The following is a 15,755-nucleotide window of genomic DNA, read 5'->3' as shown; positions in this document are numbered from 1 at the left end:
GAGGTACACGAAGAGAAAGGGTGTGAGCGCATGAAATTAGAGGTGCAGCAAGTCACCAAGCGCTATAGCAACAAAACAGCTTTACAAGACTTTAGCGCGGTATTCGAAAGCGGTATTTATGGATTATTGGGTCCTAACGGCGCGGGAAAATCCACCCTTATCAAAATCATCGTCAATCTTCTGCGTCCGACGGCAGGCCGGGTGACACTGGATGATAAAGAGGTTTCCTCTTTAAAGGCCGAATACCGAAGAAGAATCGGCTATCTTCCGCAGTCGGTAGGGATGTACAAAAACTTTAGCGGCCGGGATATGATGCTGTTTTTTGCAGCTCTGAAAGGGATTGAGGATCGAAAAGAAGCCTTAAAACAGGTGGATGAATTATTGGAAATGGTCAATCTCACAAAGGATGCCGGACGAAAGGTCGGGCAGTATTCCGGAGGCATGCGCCAACGTTTGGGCATTGCCCAGGCCCTTCTGGGGAGTCCGGATATTCTGATCTTTGACGAACCTACTGCTGGCTTGGATCCAAAAGAGAGAATCCGATTTAAAAATATCATTTCGGAATTGGCCATTGATAAAATTATCCTGTTAGCTACTCATATTGTATCGGATGTGGAGCAGGTCGCCAATCACATTCTTCTGCTGAAAGAGGGAAAATTGATCAGCAACTTAGCCGCCGGTCAGCAAGTGGAACAGATGCATGGAAAAGTCTGGACGGTGGAGACCACCAAGGAACAATATGAAAAATTAGTTCTCTCCTATAAAATTTCCAATGTCGCTAATTTAGGCGATACTTTAAAATTGCGCATCCTCTCGGATGAACAGCCTTGTCCGGAAGCTGCCCTTATTACTCCTACCCTGGACGATCTGTACATCTATTACTTTGGGGAGGTGGGGATATGAAATCCTTCCTCCGCTTAACGGGATACGAATTTCGCAAAATCTGTATGCAGCCCATTGCGTTGATACTTTTGGTATTGTTCGGCATCTATGGCATCTCGACCTACTACAATGTCAACATGAAAAACACACCTGAAGAATACCAGCTATATGAACACATCGGCGGCTCCCTTACCGAGGAAAACTACAACATTCTAAAAAAATATGCGACCGCCGATACACAGCAGCCGGTTGCCTCAGACGGTGTTGGGGACAATGAATGGATCCCCACTGAAATGGTAGAAGTAACCGAGTGGGGAGAGACCTACAGCAAATACGTATTGGAATCGGCATTTAGTCGTGCGGAGAACATACTGAAAAGCGAGGAAAACCGACAGCGTGTCATGGCACAGGCCCAGGAAAATATCCGCAAGCTGGAAAACGATCCGGATCAAAAGTACGATTACCGTTATAATCAGATGATCTACCGGCAATACGCGGGCCGTGGCGAACAGTTGATGATGAATTATTATGGTTGGACCAACTATCTGGAATTCAATAGCGTCATGCGTCCAGTGAATCTTTTTGACTTGACGGCCTTTCTGCTGTGTATTTTCGCTTTGTGTACGGTGTTTGCCCGAGATTATGAAAATGGTATTATCCCGATCTTACATACCTCTTATCGTGGACGCAGCACCTTGTATTTCGCCAAAATTTTGGCAGGAGTATTGTTCTCAGCCCTATCGTTGGCTATTTTGCGCATCCTAATGATTGTAACGTTGATGACAAACTGTGATATGTCTTATGTTACAGCTCCAGTTCAAAGCCTGGGATTTTATCAGAATTGTCCCTATAACATGAGCATTTTGCAAATGATTTTCTTCCAGTATGGAGTCAAATTACTTTTTATCGTTTTCTTATTCTTAATCACCATTTTGATTGGAATTTTGGCCAAACGCAGCATCATTTCTCTCATAGGATCTTTTGTAGGGCTGGCTGGGATGACGGCATTAGCCCTGCGGTCCGATGCTGGGTTCTATTTTGAAATCATCACCAATCAAATGCCGGCGCCTCCGGATGGGCAGAATTATACCAGCTTTTGGTATGAGAATACCATGAAAATTTTTAACCCTGCTATGGTCATGCGGCTTAACGATTATCTAGAACAGTATGATTATGTCAACGTTTTAGGATTTCCCGTTTCACGAATGGCTCTGATGATTTCTTTTATGGTATTGTTGATTGTGGTATTGCTGATAGTGACTCATGGGATCTACATTCGACAAGGTGGTGGAATACCCCGTAGATGGGAAAGAAAGAAGGGGAGCACCAGTGAACAACCGTCTGCTCATACAGCTTGAAGGACGTAAGCTGTTTCATATCGTGACGCTCTGCCTGATCCTCTTATTTTTGGGTGGGAAGATAACCTTTTCCTATTTTTTGTCCGCACCGGATGAGAGTCAACAGATCTATGAAACGTTGATCCAGCAAGTGGAGGGTCCTCTTACAGAACAAAATCGCCAGTATATTGAATCAGAGAAAGCGCGCCGGGATCAGATCATTGCCCAGGATGAACAGATTCGTGACGATTATATCAGCGGCAAAATAACGCAAGAGGAGTACGAGGCCCATCGTGCCGCCTATCGGAAGGCGATTGAAGAACAATCGGCCTTTGATCAAATTTATCAGCGGTATCTCTTTTTGCTGGAGAAGGAGGCGCAGCATTCTCAGCTATTAGAGATGACTGAGACGACAGGGGATATTTATGAATCCCGTCTGGCGGACAAACAGCTCCAGCAATTCCAAAATGATTTTCCACTGTACTACGATATCGGTTGGAAGAAACTGATCGGGGACGGAAATGTGGATTATCTCCTGCTTCTCTTTTTGATGGCGGTATGTATTCCCTATTTTCTCAAAGAGCACGAAACTGGCATGGCTGATTTGGTGGATTCCAGCTATAAAAGGAACACACTATACCGTATCAAAATTGTTTATATCTTAGGATTATCCTTTGTTTCAGCGTTGGTATCGCAAACAGTGGATATGGTATGTATCATGACGCGTTATGATCTGCCGATGAGAGATGCAGCTTTACAGAGTCTACCGGCATTCGGCAATTGTGTGTATCCTTTAACACTTCAGCAGGCATGTATCTGGAGCGCTGTCGTCCGAGTGATCAGCACGGTGGTTTTAATGCTCTTTATCTGTGCTTTGTGTAGCTGGATCAAAAAGACATTGCCGGTGGTTTTATTGTTTATATTATTGGTGTTTTTCCCGGCCATTGGACGAAATGAAATGCCGCAGTGGCTTAATCCTTATCTTTTCCCCCAGATTTTATCGGGAAGCCGCATATTTACCCAAGAGGGATTTGTCAATCTATTTGGATTCCCGATTTCTGGAGCATCCATTCACCTGCTTTTTTGGATTGCTGTGGCAGTTTCCTCCGGTATCTTCATCTGGATGAAGATGAACAATTCTACTAACAAATAAAACATAACGACAGCAAAAAACGCATCTCAATTTTGGGATGCGTTTTTTGCACTTTATTTTGGATCAATCATAGCTCTTGGTTGTAACGCTCTAAAAATTTTTCCCGATACTGTTTCAACACCTCCTCTTCCAGATCCACATAAATACACTGCTGGCATGTACCTTGGATATCCAGCGCAACCTCATCCAAAGAGCATCTTCCTGCTACCCAGTAGATACAAAAACAATTTTCACAAAACAAATCAATCACCTCACTAAATAGTATAGTTCGAATGCAAGTCGTTTGCAATGCATACATTGAGATGTATTTGTCATACACTGTATGTAGTACATTTGTATTGCGAGGCGATTGCGTGTCTAATTTTAAAATCCCTTCCATCCCACCTACAACCAATAAGACCATCCGTTTTCCAAACGATGTAATAGAAAGCATAGAAAAAGCTATTAAAGGAAAAGACTGCACATTTTCCGCCTTTGTAATTGCTGCAGTACGTGCGGCTTTGGAAGAGCTTAAGGCGGAGGGGCAGTGAATTTAAGCGCCATTCAAACACAATAGGATAGGGCCGGCAGCTGACGGGCAAAAAATAAAGGACGCTTTTCCTGGATCGGGAAAAGCGTCCTTTTATGGTGCCCTGGATGGGGGAAACAGGGGAGGAAGGCAGAAACAAACCAAAGTCAATTGGCGACCTTGAGACGAAGGCGAAGTTTATCGGCAATCATAGCGATAAATTCCGAATTGGTGGGCTTACCGCGGCCATTGTGGATGGTATAACCGAAGTAGGAATTCAGGGTATCCACATCGCCGCGATCCCATGCAACTTCGATGGCATGACGGATAGCGCGTTCCACGCGGGACGGCGTAGTAGAATAACGTTTGGCGATGGTGGGATACAACTGTTTGGTCACAGCATTGATAATTTCGCTGTTGTTGACCGACAACATAATAGCATCCCTTAAGTAATGATATCCTTTAATGTGGGCGGGGACGCCGATCTGATGGATAATATCGGTAACCAATACCTCCAGATCAGGTTCCTGAGCGGCCGATTGGCGGGAGATCGCGGAGGACATACTGGATGGCACGGTACTGCACATGGTTAAGATCCGGTCGGCCAGATGGTCCATGTCGACGGGCTTGAGGAAGAAATAAGAAGCGCCCGAGTTCATGACCTCGTGTTCCAGACGAGGGCTGTCGAAGCTGGACATAGTAAGAAATTGCGGCTTTTTGGAAAGCGGTTTTTGTCCAGCGGCTTTGATGACGCCGATGGCATCCAGATGAGGCATGAATACATCCAGCAAAACTACATCCGGTTTGGCGGATGAGATGGTATCCAGTACCTTCATGCCGTCTTTTGGACAAGTGACGGTGTCGATCCCATGGTTTTGGAAGACATGGGCACATTCTTGGCCGAATTCAGGTGAATCGTCAGCAAGTAAAACTTTTAATCCTTTTTCCATTTTATAACCCCTCCGTTGTGCTTTTCTGTGATTCCAAGTTTACCATATAATACCAATTTTAGCAATACTTTCAACGCCACTTTTTTCTGTAAAAAATATAAAAAATTTCCAGTTCGTTTTGGATCTATGATTTTAAGTACAAAAATTGAGCATCATGATTATACAAAATGCTCAATTTCTAGTCGGTTTTTGTTTTTTACCTACCTTTTGGTTACACTAAAGAGGGAAAATCCATTTCCAATTTGTTTCCAGTAAATACAAGCTTAAGCCGCTTCTTTTTCCATTTCATTCTGTACACCCGAGGCGGTTTCCAGCATATTTTCAGCGAAGATCCCGTATCCTCTGGTGGGATCGTTGACAAATACATGGGTGACAGCGCCTACCAATTGCCCGTTCTGCAGGATGGGACTGCCGCTCATCCCTTGGACGATGCCGCCTGTTTTCTCCAAAAGTTCCGGATCGGTGATGTGAACGATCATATTGCGGGTGGGACTGTCTTCGTCAAAATTGATTTTTTCGATTTCGATGTCATAAGTTTTGGGTTCTTCCCCTTCGATGGTGGTCATGATCTGAGCAGGGCCGGACTGTACTTGTTGACGCATAGCCACAGGCACTGCCTCGTTCTGGCAGGGGAGGGAATCCAGGATACCGTACACACCGGTCTCGCCGTTGGTGGCTAAGACGCCCATATCGGACACGTTTTTGAAGGTACCTCGCAATTCGCCCGGCGCGCCCACTTTACCCGGTTGGACGCCGCCAATAATGGCCGATACGATCTCACCAGAGCTGAGGGGAAGAATTTCGCCGGTATCCACATCACAGATAGCGTGCCCCAGTCCAGCGAAAACTTTGGAATTCGGCTCGTAAAAGGTCAGAGTACCGATGCCGGCCGAACTATCCCGGACCCATGCACCTAATTTATAGCATCCCTCGCTGGCCGATTTGACCGGCGTCAAATCCACATGAAACGTCATATTCTTGCGCTGGAGTTCCACATCCAATGTTTTGCCGTCGCAGTGCTCGATGATGTCGGAGACGTCCTGATTGCTGTTGCACTCTTTGCCGTCGATGGAGATCAATACATCGCCCTGCTGGATGCCGGCTTCTTTGGCTGGATTGATGGAACCGCCCTCAGCGTCGACCGACGACATCCCGACCACTACAACCCCTTCGGTAAACATCTTGATGCCGAAAGGCGTTCCGCAGGGAACCACCATGGTCTGTTCCACGACGTCTACATTGACCTGTTTGACCGGCAAGACGCCCATGAGTTTGACGTCCACTTGATAACTGTCGCCGGCCTTGCGATCCAGGCCGTCTACTGAGACGGTGGAAATCGGCAGTCCGCTGTTGATGGCAAAACCCTGTCCCTCCACCACGGAGAATTCATCGGGAATGGCCGAACTGACCGTTAATGTAAAAGTTAAGACGGCAGCTGCCAGGCCGGAGCACACACCTGCCACCCATTTTATTTTTTTCATGATACCCACACTTCCTTTATAATGGTTACGTCTAGGTAGGCTTATTTTAAAAATGAAGTCTACACAGCATCCGAAGCGGACAAAGACGTATCGCTTTACTACTTTTCCACCCACAACACCCATTATCAGAGGCAAATATCCTTATTCACGGAGGTTTCTGGACAGTGAGATTTTAAGAACTCCTGTATTTCCATCATCATAAGACAAGTCCATACGCAAATTTTTATAGATTCGGTCATCTTATGAAAAAACCTTCCCATGGGTTGGATGAGAAGGAAATCACAAAACAAAAAAAGAAAAAAGAGGTTTCCCACTGATTTGTCCAATGGGAAACCTCTTCCAATCAAAATGATATCCTGCAAACATTTGCCATGGAAGACGTATGCAAAATAAAATTTTAAAATGATAGGTTGAGTTTACATAAATTTTTTGATAAAGAAGAATAGGACTACGAATTCTTAACATATTCCACAGTGTTTTCCACAATAGAGACCGCAAACAATGGGATAAAATCTGATTTTGTGGAAAACTGTGGCGGAGATTTCCACAGCTTCCGATTAGTTACCAGTGGATTTGACAAAAAATGTGTATTCATTTTTAGCCGGATGTTGTGTCTGAAAGTGTATCGCTGTACCCTGGGGCTGTGGTGATTTCTACATTCTGATAATAATGGCGAATGATATCCTGCCATTTGGATCCCTGACGTGCCATATAGTCGGCGCCATATTGGCTCAGGCCGACGCCGTGGCCGTATCCATGAACGGTGACAGTAAAGACGTTGTCGGCCAGGGAAAGACTGAAGTTTGCCGACCGTAATCCCAAAGCAGTGCGCAAATCCCGGCCGGATACGGTCTGGTCCCCCACGGGCATGGAAGTCACGGTCCCCGCAGCGCTGAGTTCCGGCTGCCCAAACCAAGTGGAAGGATCCTCTCCCAACGTCAAATCGGAGAAGGAAGAGGTTAATTTTTGTTTCATTTCATCGGTGGTGAAGGTGGAGGCGGTTTCGTATTGTGGCGCCAAAGCATCTCCTGGGCTGTCGGTAGACTGGAGATAGGGAACGTCATTTCCCCAATAGACCTGAGCGGTTTCAGTAGTACCGCCCGACATAGCGTGGTAGACGGCTAAAACCGGTTCTCCTTGATATACAATGAGCTTTCCCAACACTTCATCCACCGCATCTTCAATGCGTGCCCAGGAGGCGTCAAATTGATTGCCCCACTGTTCCTTTGCCTGATCTTGCGGGAAATACCCTTCCTTTTCCGCCGTATTGACTGAAAAGTCCGCCCCCTTGAGGGATTCATCCGGTGTAGCTTCCTGCTGGGCACGGCGGCGGTAGGCATAGGTGTAGGAAGCGGCGGCCTGTGCTTTGAGGGCTTCGGAATGGAAGGAAGGCGGCATTTCACTGGCCACGGCTCCCAGCAGATAGTCCCGGGCCGATACCGTTATGATTTCTCCAGTGGACTCGTCTAAAAGATCAAAGGTATCGTCTGCATTGATGTTTTGAGTTTTAGAGGAATCCGATTGGTTAGACTTGGGGGCAAATCCTTCGCCCAGGCAGGCCAAGATGGGAACGAACAGCAAAAAGAAAAACAGCAGTACAGCAGCTCCAATATACTTTTTCATAAGACATCCTCCTAAACAAAAGCATTGAATTTTTAAAACAAGAAACTTGCAGAATGGATAAACCTCTTCTGTAGGGCAAGTGGAGCGGTGAATCGGCTTGACAAGGGGAATTTAATGGGATAAAATAGAGGAAGATACCTGAAAAAAATATACTATAATGTTTCAAAATGCAAGATAAAATGTTTTTCCTGCATTTTGAAAGGAAAAAACCGATCGGATCTTGTCCTGTTTTCGGTTTTGGAAGCCTTTTGAAGGAGGATGACCCAATGAGCCCTTATGACAAAGAAAATCTATCCATGAGCACCCTTAAAGATCTATGTGACGAATTTGAAAAAAATAACCATATCGACGCTTCTTTTTATCGACAGTTCCGTGTCAAAAGGGGACTGCGTAACGCCGACGGTTCGGGCGTCATGGCAGGATTGACACGCATCTGTAATGTCCACGGCTATGTGATCTCCGATGGGGAGAAACAGCCGGCCGAGGGAAAACTTCAATATAGAGGGATTGATCTGTGCACTTTGGTGGACAGCTGTGTCAAAGAAAACCGATTCGGATTCGAAGAGGTGGCATGGCTGCTGTTGTTCGGCAAGCTTCCCACCCAGGGACAGCTGGAACGGTTTACCCGTCTTTTGGCCCATTGCCGTGAACTGCCGGAATACTTTGTAGAAGATATGATCATCAAGGCGCCGTCCCCCAACATTATGAATAAACTGGCCCGGTCTGTGCTGGCCCTTTATTCGTACGACAGCAATCCTGAAGATACCAGTCTGGAGAATCTGATGCGCCAGTCCATCCATTTGATCGCGCAAATGCCCTCCATTATGGTCAATGCCTACCAAGTCAAACGCCGTCACTATGACAAAGAAACGATGTATTTCCACCCCATTGATCTGAACCAAAGCATCGCTGAATCCATTTTAGGGGCGCTGCGTATTGATAAGAAATTTACGCCTGAGGAAGCCCATCTGTTGGACATCTGCTTAATGCTCCATGCGGAACACGGAGGTGGAAACAACTCCACCTTTACGGCCCGGGCGGTCTCTTCGTCGGGGACAGATACTTATTCGGCTATCGCCGCTGCCATCGGTTCTTTAAAAGGCCCTCGTCACGGCGGAGCCAACATCAAGGTCAACGAGATGCTGGGCTATATAAAAGAAGGCGTTCAGAACTGGCAGGATGATGATGAAATCGCCGCTTTCCTAGAAAAGCTGATGAAAAAGGAAGCAGGAGATCGTTCGGGACTGATTTATGGCATGGGTCATGCGGTATATACGCTGTCTGATCCCCGTGCAGTGATCCTCAAGGCCAATGCCAAACGTCTGGCGGAGCAGAAAGGGCTGGGCGCTGATTTTGCCCTCCTGGATGCAGTGGAACGGCTGACTCCTCAGGTATTGGCCAAAGTCAAGGGCATTGATAAAACGGTATGCGCCAATGTGGACTTGTATTCAGGACTTGTCTACCGCATCCTGGATATTCCTACGGATTTGTTCACACCGTTGTTTGCCATTGCGCGGACGCCGGGTTGGTGCGCCCATCGCATTGAGGAACTGACCACAGGCAATCGCATCATCCGCCCGGCTTATCGTGCGGTTCTGGAAGAGCAAGCTTACGTACCTCTCAGCGAGCGCCAATAAAATTTTTTTGTGATAGTTGTATCGTAAGGAACCTCATCTTAGGATGGGGTTCCTTTTTTTGTGTAATGGAGCCAGCAAAGAAAAAGAGATTTTGTTAAGTGAAAACAAATCACATAGAAATATGAAAAAATGAGGGGGATTCTTTTTGAAAAAACGGCCTAAGATAGAAATTCAGCTTTGGATAAAAAATAGGAGTAAAGTTCTCGCCATTTAGCACCACTGCCGTTTATTTAGCATAAATGACAAAAAACACCCGGGCGAAAGGCGGTATTTATCTGCGAAAAAGACGAAATGAACCTTTGTTTTGTCTTGCAATTGCTGGAAATTGAGGGTATAATAAAACTCATGTGGAGAGAAGTGGTGGAATCTGGTGGATCTTTAAACCCCTTCCATCGATGGAGTGGTAGTTATGTTGATCGGTCGTTTTCAACATAATATGGATGACAAAGGCCGTGTGTTTGTGCCGGCCAAGCTCAGGGAAGGTCTGGGCGTATCCTTTTATGCCACAGTGGGTCTGGATAACTGCCTTTTTCTCTACTCCATTGAAGAATGGAAGAAGCAGGAAGAAAAAATTTGCAGTTTGCCCATGGCGGAATCCCGTAAACTACAGCGTTTTTTCTTTTCCAACGCAACGCTTTTGGAGCCGGATAAACAGGGAAGAGTACTCATTCCCCAGTATCTGCGCACCTATGCGAAGCTGGAGGGGGAAGCGCTGATACTGGGTGTGGGACGACGGGCGGAAATCTGGAATCCCTCCCGCTGGGAGGCCGTGGAGCAGGAGATGACAGCCGAAGCAGCGGCCAGTGAAATGGAGAAACTGGGCTTCTAACGCCTAGGATGGAGGAAGTTGTAATGGAATTCCATCATCAGCCGGTGCTGCTTCAGGAAGTGCTGGAAGCTTTGCAGGTCCGGGAAGACGGCGTTTATGTGGATGGTACTGCAGGAGGCGGTTCCCATTCGGCAGCCATCGCCAGCCGTTTGACGACGGGACGTTTGATTGCTCTGGACCGGGATCCCGATGCTATTAAGGCGGCATCGCAGAAGCTGGCGCCATATCCTCAGGCACAAGTGGTGAGGGCCAATTTTGATCAGATGGACAGTGTTCTTCAGTCCTTGGGGATTGATGGGGCGGATGGTATCCTAATGGATTTAGGCGTTTCATCGCACCAGCTGGATACACCTGAAAGAGGCTTCTCGTATCACAACGACGCGCCGCTGGATATGCGTATGAGCCAGGAAGGAAGATCGGCAAAAGACCTTGTCAATGGGTTGGAGGCCGATGAGCTGTCCCGGATTTTTTTCGATTACGGGGAAGAACGGTATGCACGTTCTATAGCCCGAGCTATCGTCAAAGCGAGACAGGAGGCTCCCATCGAAACGACCCTTCAATTGGCGGATATTATCAAGTATGCCATGCCCCCCGCCGCCCGCAGAGAACAGGGACATCCGGCGAGAAGATGTTTTCAAGCACTGCGAATCGCGGTCAATGGGGAATTGGATCATCTGGAGCAGGGATTGGTGCACGCTTTTTCCTGTTTAAAGGAAGGCGGCCGGATGGCGATCATTACCTTCCATTCTCTAGAGGACCGCATGGTCAAACGTCAATTTGCCAAATGGGCAAAGGGATGCATATGTCCGCCGGATTTTCCGGTGTGCGTATGCGGACATAAGCCGGAGGCTACGCTCGTATGGCGCAAAGCAGTGGAAGCTTCGCCGGAAGAGTTGGAGCAAAATCCGCGCAGCCGCAGCGCCAAATTGCGGGCGATTGTAAAAACGACAACTGGTTAAACCCTGGATGGGTTTTCAATTATGATATACTGAAAGGAGTGCTCCTAGCGCATGCAACAGTTTCAATCCAGTGAAGCATATGATCTCTCCCTTTTTGAACCGCATGAAGAAAAGAAACGGAAAGTGCAAAAGCGCCAGGAGAAAAAGCCCAGAAAGGCTACGGCGCTGCAGGGATATCTTCGAGGCTTGGCCATCTTGTTGGCAATCGGCGTCGCTCTTTCGGTAGTAGGGTATATGGTATTCTGCAAAATGCAGCTTTCGGAATTAGGGGATCAGGTCACCAAGGCGACGGCCACTTTGGAGGAGGCACAAAGCGAACAAGTTCGTCTCAAAGCCGCTCTGGAGGAAAAGATGGCGACCCGCAACATTGAATCCTATGCTCAGGCATTGGGGATGGTTCGGATGGAAGCCTATCAAGCGGAATACATAACGATGCACAGCGAGGATAAGGTTGAAGTACCGGAAGAGTCGGAATCGAAGAATCTATTCCAAAGGCTTTTGGATCAGATCGGAGAATGGCTATCATAAACGAGGCGGCTCTTCCATAAGTATTACAGACTTGACACAATGAGAGTTGAGAGATGATCTTGGCTCTCATTTTTTAGAAAGGAGGGGGCGCATGGCAAAAGGACCTTCGAAACGGATGGTTACGCGGATGAAGATTCTAATGGTGTGCTTGGTGTTTGTCTTCACCGGCGCGCTGTTGGGACAGCTTGCCAGTTTACAGTTGGTCAACAGCGAAGAGTATCAAAATAAAGCCATTGCGCAGCAATTACGTACCACCACCATCAATCCCAAACGCGGTACGATTTACGACAGCAATATGAAAGTGCTGGCCCAGAGCGCTACGGTATGGACAGTAGCACTGGCCCCTGCCAACATCAAGGATGACGCCCAGCTGCAAACCATCGCCGAGGGCTTGTCGTCCATTTTGGACGTGGATCAGGAAACCATCATCGAAAAGGGGCAAAATAAAAAGAGCTATTATGAGATTGTCAAACGCAAGGTGGAAAAGCCCCAGTACGACGCCATCACCCAGTTTTTAGATGACAACGACATCAAAGCGGGGGTGGATATGTACGAGGATTCCAAACGATACTACCCCTATAATGATGAAGCGTCCTCGGTGATCGGCTTTACGGGCACCGACAACGACGGCCTTTACGGCTTGGAATCCATGTATGACGAATATCTGCAAGGCGTACCGGGCAAAGTGGTGTCGGCGAAAAACGCTTACAATACTGATATGCCTTTTGAATATGAGACGCTCATCGAGCCTCAGGACGGCAATGGATTGGTGCTTTCCATCGATGAACGCATCCAGGCCATTTTGGAACGCCATTTAGAAGTGGCAGCCAAGGAAAATAACGTCACCAACCGTGCGGCCGGCATTGTCATGGACGTACAGACAGGAGAGATCCTGGCTATGGCCACCCATTCCGATTTTGACCTCAACAGTCCGATGGAGATCTTTGATGCCGATGTGGCCAATGAAATCGCATCCCTCACCGGAGATGAACAGGCTGAGGCCAAGAAACAGGCTCAGTTTGACCAGTGGCGCAACAAGCCCGTGTCGGATACCTACGAACCCGGTTCAGTCTTTAAGGTTATCACCGCCGCTATGGCACTGGAAGAGAAAAAGGTCAGCGTTGACGATACCTTCAATTGCCCGGGTTATTATGTCGTAGGGGGGCGGCGTATCAGCTGTGCCAGACGGACCGGTCACGGCACCGTCACCTTTAAACAAGGGTTGGAACAATCCTGTAACCCCACCTTCATGCAGGTGGGCGAACGCATCGGCCGAAACCTGTTTTATCAATATTTCGAGAATTTCGGCTTTACAGAAAAAACCGGTATTGATCTACCGGGTGAAGCCACCAACGCCGGCCTTTTCCATACGGAAGAAAGCCTCAATTCGGTGGAATTGGCGACGTCATCCTTTGGCCAGACCTTTAAAGTTACCCCCCTCCAGATGATCACCGCTATTTCAGCTGTAGCCAACGGCGGATATCTGCTGCAACCTCACGTGGTGCGCCAAATTCTGGACAGCGACGACAACATCATCCAGGCCATCGAACCCAACGTACGCCGTCAGGTTATTTCCACTGAGACGTCCGATCTGCTGAGGGAATTGATGGAAGGCGTCATCTTTGAAGGCGGCGGTAAGAACGCATATCTGCCCGGATACCGCATTGCCGGTAAAACCGGTACATCGGAAAAACGAGACAAAGTAAACGAATCCACCGGCCAGAAGGATTTGCGCATCGCCTCCTTCTGCGGGTTTGCACCGGCCGACGATCCCAAAGTCGCCGTGCTCATCATGCTGGATGAACCTCATGCAGACAACATCTTCGGCGGAACCATCGCCGCACCGGTGGCCCGCGATATTTTTGCAGACGTCCTGCCTTATTTGGGCGTGGAACCCCGCTATACAGCGGCTGAATTGCAGCAACTGGATACCGATACCCCAGTCCTGACCGACCTCTCGCCCGCCGATGCCACGGCAAAAGCGGAACAGAAGGGATTAAAAGTCCGTGTGGTTGGGAGCGGCGATACGGTACTCAAACAGATGCCCTCTGCCGGCAGCACTATTCCCAAGTCCGGTACGGTGGTACTATACACCGATGAGGACAGCGAAATGGAGGAGGTGACCGTCCCCAATCTGGTTGGACTGACGGTAGCACAGGTCAATACCGAAGCTGCCAACGCAGGCATCAATGTCCGATTCTCCGGCGTGGGACTGGAGAGTGAGGATGCAGTATCCACAGGCCAAAGCATTGTAGCGGGTGAGAAGGTGAGTGCCGGTACGGTAATCGCCGTGGAATTCCAGCACAATGTGGCTGACGACGCACCCAATACCGTCGCGGATGACTAGATGCCGAATTCCCACAACCATATAGGAGGCTGACTGCTTGACACTAGCTGAGCTCTTTGCGCCCTATGGTGCAAATGAGGATTGGAATGGTGTTGAAATCAGCGACATTACCCGGGATATCACCCAGGTGAAGCGAGGAAGTGTATTTGTCTGTACCCGAGGCCAGGTGCATGACGGCCATCTTGAGGCGCCGAAAGCGTTGGAACAAGGGGCCGCGGCAGTGGTCACGGGGAGAGATTTAGGATTAGAAAATCAATTGATCGTGCCGGATCCCAGTGAGGCTTATGCGTCTTTGTGCGCTGCATTCTATGGATTCCCAGCAAAGAAATTGCGTCTCATCGGCGTCACCGGCACCAACGGCAAGACCACCGTCACCCACATGATCCAGGCCATGCTGCAAAGGGCGGGATACGTCTGCGGCATCATTGGAACATTGGGCGGACGGGCGGGACAGCGGGTCTTTGAGGCCCACAATACGACTCCCGATGCCAAAGAGCTTCACAGGACATTGGCCGCCATGGTGGAGGAGGAATGCCAGTTTTGCGTCATGGAGGTTTCCTCCCACGCATTGGATCAAGGGAGGGTTGCAGGACTCCGATTTGAAGCCGGGGTCTTCACCAATCTGACTCAGGATCATTTGGACTATCACCTGACCATGGAAAACTACTTGGCGGCCAAAAAGAAACTGTTTGCCCAGTCGGACATCGGCGTGTACAATCTGGACGACGCCTATGGGATGCGGATGATCGAAGGCCTTTCCTGCCGTAAGGTAGCTTATTCGGCAGACAATTCCGTGGCCCATTACACGGCACAGAATATCACGTATTCCATGGACAGCGTCCGGTTCGACCTGTTGGGCCACGGCATCACCGGCCGCGTCAATCTGAAGATTCCAGGCCTGTTTTCTGTGTATAACGCCTTGGCAGCCGCGGCATGCGTGCTGTCCTTAGGGTTGCCATTTGCCAGCGTAGTGGACGCCCTCAATCAATTTGAAGGGGTCAAGGGCCGGATGGAACGCGTTCCTACAGGACGGGATTTTACCATTGTCATCGACTACGCCCATACACCGGACGGTTTGGAAAAGGTGCTTTCCGCCTGCCGGAAGGGAAGCCCTAAACGTCTTGTGGCCTTGTTCGGCTGCGGCGGCGACCGGGATCGGGCAAAACGTCCGCTCATGGGCAAGGTGGTCATGGAAGGAGCGGATTTTGCCATCCTTACCAGCGACAATCCCCGGTCGGAGGATCCACAAGCCATCATCGACGACATTGTCGAAGGAATCCGTGCCTATTCCACCCCTTATGTCGTCATTCCCAACCGTCAGGATGCCATCCGATACGCCGTGCGCACCGCGAGGCCGGGGGACTTGATCCTCTTGGCCGGCAAGGGGCACGAGACCTATCAGATTTTAAGCACCGGCGTTATTCATTTGGATGAAAGGGAAATAATAGCTGAACAATTGGCAAAACTAGAAAGATAAATGATGGAATGCAAGAGAAGAAATCAAAACAGTTTGTGTAGAAG

14 protein-coding genes are annotated in these 15,755 nt (G+C 48.5%); 10 read left to right on the top strand and 4 right to left on the bottom strand.

Annotated elements, in window-relative coordinates; translation table 11 throughout:
- Positions 1-30 precede the first annotated feature (30 nt).
- The 3 genes from C12CBH8_RS07985 to C12CBH8_RS07975 are packed head-to-tail and all read left to right on the top strand — an operon-like array spanning position 31 to position 3,372.
- Positions 31-903, top strand: coding sequence for an ABC transporter ATP-binding protein (locus C12CBH8_RS07985; protein WP_178097153.1), 873 nt, complete (start codon positions 31-33; stop codon positions 901-903).
- Positions 900-2,240 carry an ABC transporter permease gene (locus tag C12CBH8_RS07980; RefSeq protein ID WP_215532955.1) on the top strand — a complete coding sequence of 447 codons (1,341 nt, stop codon included), beginning with the start codon at positions 900-902 and terminating at the stop codon, positions 2,238-2,240. Before C12CBH8_RS07985 ends, C12CBH8_RS07980 begins: the two co-directional genes overlap by 4 nt.
- Positions 2,212-3,372: a hypothetical protein gene (locus C12CBH8_RS07975; RefSeq protein WP_215532954.1), complete on the top strand. Its 1,161-nt coding sequence runs from the start codon at positions 2,212-2,214 to the stop codon at positions 3,370-3,372. Before C12CBH8_RS07980 ends, C12CBH8_RS07975 begins: the two co-directional genes overlap by 29 nt.
- A 67-nt stretch (positions 3,373-3,439) precedes the next feature.
- Here the strand turns inward: C12CBH8_RS07975 and C12CBH8_RS11965 are convergent, their stop codons facing one another.
- Positions 3,440-3,562, bottom strand: a complete 123-nt coding sequence (locus C12CBH8_RS11965; protein ID WP_281389183.1) for a hypothetical protein — start codon at positions 3,560-3,562, stop codon at positions 3,440-3,442.
- A gap of 163 nt (positions 3,563-3,725) precedes the next feature.
- Here C12CBH8_RS11965 and C12CBH8_RS07970 point away from each other — a divergent pair, with 163 nt between their 5' ends.
- Positions 3,726-3,902 carry a YlcI/YnfO family protein gene (locus C12CBH8_RS07970; protein WP_215532953.1) on the top strand — a complete coding sequence of 59 codons (177 nt, stop codon included), beginning with the start codon at positions 3,726-3,728 and terminating at the stop codon, positions 3,900-3,902.
- A gap of 145 nt (positions 3,903-4,047) precedes the next feature.
- Here C12CBH8_RS07970 and spo0A read toward each other — a convergent pair whose 3' ends face one another.
- From spo0A to spoIID, 3 genes are all read right to left on the bottom strand, one after another.
- Positions 4,048-4,830 (bottom strand): sporulation transcription factor Spo0A, encoded by a 783-nt coding sequence (gene spo0A, locus C12CBH8_RS07965; RefSeq protein WP_090264220.1) that lies wholly within the window; start codon positions 4,828-4,830, stop codon positions 4,048-4,050.
- 263 nt (positions 4,831-5,093) lie between these two features.
- Positions 5,094-6,311 (bottom strand): SpoIVB peptidase, encoded by a 1,218-nt coding sequence (gene spoIVB / locus C12CBH8_RS07960; protein WP_147624513.1) that lies wholly within the window; start codon positions 6,309-6,311, stop codon positions 5,094-5,096.
- Positions 6,312-6,908: 597 nt separating this feature from the next.
- Positions 6,909-7,934 (bottom strand): stage II sporulation protein D, encoded by a 1,026-nt coding sequence (gene spoIID / locus C12CBH8_RS07955; RefSeq protein WP_215532952.1) that lies wholly within the window; start codon positions 7,932-7,934, stop codon positions 6,909-6,911.
- A 266-nt stretch (positions 7,935-8,200) separates the two neighbouring features.
- Between spoIID and C12CBH8_RS07950 the strand changes: the two genes are divergently transcribed.
- From C12CBH8_RS07950 to C12CBH8_RS07925, 6 genes are all read left to right on the top strand, one after another.
- The gene (locus tag C12CBH8_RS07950; protein ID WP_171846235.1) at positions 8,201-9,571 is read left to right on the top strand and encodes a citrate/2-methylcitrate synthase; all 1,371 of its coding nucleotides are present in this window, start codon (positions 8,201-8,203) and stop codon (positions 9,569-9,571) included.
- A 409-nt stretch (positions 9,572-9,980) separates the two neighbouring features.
- Positions 9,981-10,400 carry a division/cell wall cluster transcriptional repressor MraZ gene (gene mraZ, locus C12CBH8_RS07945; protein ID WP_090264214.1) on the top strand — a complete coding sequence of 140 codons (420 nt, stop codon included), beginning with the start codon at positions 9,981-9,983 and terminating at the stop codon, positions 10,398-10,400.
- Positions 10,401-10,423: 23 nt separating this feature from the next.
- Positions 10,424-11,359, top strand: coding sequence for a 16S rRNA (cytosine(1402)-N(4))-methyltransferase RsmH (rsmH, locus tag C12CBH8_RS07940; protein WP_090264213.1), 936 nt, complete (start codon positions 10,424-10,426; stop codon positions 11,357-11,359).
- 51 nt (positions 11,360-11,410) lie between these two features.
- A complete protein-coding gene (locus C12CBH8_RS07935; RefSeq protein ID WP_090264211.1) occupies positions 11,411-11,887 on the top strand; it encodes a hypothetical protein in 477 nt (158 codons plus the stop codon).
- Between the two features lie 91 nt (positions 11,888-11,978).
- A complete protein-coding gene (locus C12CBH8_RS07930; RefSeq protein ID WP_215532951.1) occupies positions 11,979-14,234 on the top strand; it encodes a penicillin-binding transpeptidase domain-containing protein in 2,256 nt (751 codons plus the stop codon).
- A 37-nt stretch (positions 14,235-14,271) separates the two neighbouring features.
- Positions 14,272-15,711: a UDP-N-acetylmuramoyl-L-alanyl-D-glutamate--2,6-diaminopimelate ligase gene (locus C12CBH8_RS07925; RefSeq protein WP_147624525.1), complete on the top strand. Its 1,440-nt coding sequence runs from the start codon at positions 14,272-14,274 to the stop codon at positions 15,709-15,711.
- Positions 15,712-15,755: the final 44 nt, after the last annotated feature.

Source organism: Solibaculum mannosilyticum (assembly GCF_015140235.1).
In the GTDB taxonomy this organism is placed as follows: Bacteria; Bacillota; Clostridia; order Oscillospirales; family Acutalibacteraceae; genus Solibaculum; species Solibaculum mannosilyticum.
This window is presented reverse-complemented; position numbering and strand designations above follow the sequence as displayed.